Origin of the sequence: Paraburkholderia sp. MM5384-R2, assembly GCF_014201025.1 — a bacterium.
In the GTDB taxonomy this organism is placed as follows: Bacteria; Pseudomonadota; Gammaproteobacteria; order Burkholderiales; family Burkholderiaceae; genus Paraburkholderia; species Paraburkholderia tuberum.
In genome coordinates this window covers 1-2,361 of sequence record NZ_JACHDI010000064.1, presented here as the reverse complement: position 1 = coordinate 2,361, position 2,361 = coordinate 1, and the positions used below count along the sequence as shown (strand labels likewise).

The 2,361-nt window shown below is 53.5% G+C and carries 1 rRNA gene (only partly in view); it reads left to right on the top strand.

The features are described 5' to 3' along the window. Window positions 1-2,337 (top strand): 23S ribosomal RNA (locus HDG37_RS38415) (it extends 637 nt beyond the left edge of the window). Window positions 2,338-2,361: the final 24 nt, after the last annotated feature.

The window sequence follows — 2,361 nt, the reverse complement described above, 5'->3', positions numbered from 1 at the left end:
AAGGGGTGACGGCGTACCTTTTGTATAATGGGTCAGCGACTTACATTCAGTGGCGAGCTTAACCGATTAGGGCAGGCGTAGCGAAAGCGAGTCCGAACAGGGCGTCCAGTCGCTGGGTGTAGACCCGAAACCAGGTGATCTATCCATGGCCAGGTTGAAGGCACGGTAACACGTGCTGGAGGACCGAACCCACTAACGTTGAAAAGTTAGGGGATGAGCTGTGGATAGGGGTGAAAGGCTAAACAAACCTGGAAATAGCTGGTTCTCTCCGAAAACTATTTAGGTAGTGCCTCGTGTATCACCTTCGGGGGTAGAGCACTGTCATGGTTGTGGGGTCCATTGCGGATTACTACGCCATAGCAAACTCCGAATACCGAAGAGTGCAATCACGGGAGACAGACATCGGGTGCTAACGTCCGGTGTCAAGAGGGAAACAACCCAGACCGCCAGCTAAGGTCCCCAAATATGGCTAAGTGGGAAACGAAGTGGGAAGGCTAAAACAGTCAGGAGGTTGGCTTAGAAGCAGCCACCCTTTAAAGAAAGCGTAATAGCTCACTGATCGAGTCGTCCTGCGCGGAAGATGTAACGGGGCTAAGCCATATACCGAAGCTGCGGATGCACAGTAATGTGCATGGTAGGAGAGCGTTCCGTAAGCCTGCGAAGGTGCACTGGAAAGTGTGCTGGAGGTATCGGAAGTGCGAATGCTGACATGAGTAGCGATAAAGGGGGTGAAAGGCCCCCTCGCCGTAAGCCCAAGGTTTCCTACGCAACGTTCATCGGCGTAGGGTGAGTCGGCCCCTAAGGCGAGGCAGAAATGCGTAGCTGATGGGAAGCAGATTAATATTTCTGCACCATTGTGAAATGCGATGGGGGGACGGATCGCGGAAGGTTGTCCGGGTGTTGGAAGTCCCGGTCCTTGCATTGGAGAAGGCGCTTTGGCAAATCCGGGCGCGTAATTCAAGGGTGCGAGGCGAGCCACTTCGGTGGCGAAGCAACTGGAAGGGGTTCCAGGAAAAGCCTCTAAGCTTCAGTTTCACAGTGACCGTACCGCAAACCGACACAGGTGGGCGAGATGAGTATTCTAAGGCGCTTGAGAGAACTCGGGAGAAGGAACTCGGCAAATTGGTACCGTAACTTCGGGATAAGGTACGCCCTCATAGCCTGACTGGCCTGCGCCAGAAGGGTGAAAGGGTTGCAATAAACTGGTGGCTGCGACTGTTTAATAAAAACACAGCACTCTGCAAACACGAAAGTGGACGTATAGGGTGTGACGCCTGCCCGGTGCCGGAAGATTAAATGATGGGGTGCAAGCTCCTGATTGAAGTCCCGGTAAACGGCGGCCGTAACTATAACGGTCCTAAGGTAGCGAAATTCCTTGTCGGGTAAGTTCCGACCTGCACGAATGGCGTAACGATGGCCACACTGTCTCCTCCCGAGACTCAGCGAAGTTGAAGTGTTTGTGATGATGCAATCTCCCCGCGGCTAGACGGAAAGACCCCATGAACCTTTACTGTAGCTTTGCATTGGACTTTGAACCGGTCTGTGTAGGATAGGTGGGAGGCAATGAAGTTGGGACGCCAGTCTCAATGGAGCCGTCCTTGAAATACCACCCTGATCTGTTTGAGGTTCTAACCTTGGCCCGTGATCCGGGTCGGGGACAGTGCATGGTAGGCAGTTTGACTGGGGCGGTCTCCTCCCAAAGTGTAACGGAGGAGTACGAAGGTACGCTAGGTACGGTCGGAAATCGTGCTGATAGTGCAATGGCATAAGCGTGCTTGACTGTGAGACTGACAAGTCGAACAGGTGCGAAAGCAGGTCATAGTGATCCGGTGGTTCTGTATGGAAGGGCCATCGCTCAACGGATAAAAGGTACTCTGGGGATAACAGGCTGATACCGCCCAAGAGTTCATATCGACGGCGGTGTTTGGCACCTCGATGTCGGCTCATCTCATCCTGGGGCTGTAGCCGGTCCCAAGGGTATGGCTGTTCGCCATTTAAAGAGGTACGTGAGCTGGGTTTAAAACGTCGTGAGACAGTTTGGTCCCTATCTGCCGTGGGCGCTGGATATTTGAAGGGGGCTGCTCCTAGTACGAGAGGACCGGAGTGGACGAACCTCTGGTGTACCGGTTGTCACGCCAGTGGCATCGCCGGGTAGCTATGTTCGGAAGAGATAACCGCTGAAAGCATCTAAGCGGGAAACTCGCCTTAAGATGAGATATCCCCGGGGCTTCGAGCCCCTTGAAGGGTCGTTCAAGACCAGGACGTTGATAGGTCAGGTGTGCACGTACAGTAATGTACTGAGCTAACTGATACTAATTGCCCGTAAGGCTTGATCCTATAACAGGTGTGTCTCGACCCGCG